At 77.8% G+C, this 275-nt stretch carries 1 protein-coding gene; it reads right to left on the bottom strand.

The annotated features are described in order from the left end of the window. Window positions 1–275 (bottom strand): aldehyde dehydrogenase family protein (locus MYL53_RS17195; protein WP_247855294.1); only part of this gene is annotated, 275 nt, incomplete at both ends.

The raw sequence follows: 275 nt of genomic DNA, 5'->3' as shown, positions 1-275 counted from the left end.
CGCGGTGCCGCCGCTGCGCGAGCCGGTGAAGCCCACCGCCTTGATGCGCGGGTCGCGCACCAGCGCCTGGCCGAGCTCGCGGCCGGAGCCGTAGAGCAGCGAGAACACGCCCTCGGGCAGCGCGCACCTGGCCACCGCGCGCTGCACGGCGCGGCCGACCAGCTCGGAGGTGCCGGGATGGGCGGCGTGGGCCTTGACCACCACCGGGCAGCCGGCGGCCAGCGCGGAGGCGGTGTCGCCGCCGGCCACGGAGAACGCCAGCGGGAAGTTGGAGG

The organism is Halomonas getboli, from assembly GCF_023094245.1.
GTDB classification, from domain to species: Bacteria; Pseudomonadota; Gammaproteobacteria; order Pseudomonadales; family Halomonadaceae; genus Halomonas; species Halomonas getboli.
This window is presented reverse-complemented; position numbering and strand designations above follow the sequence as displayed.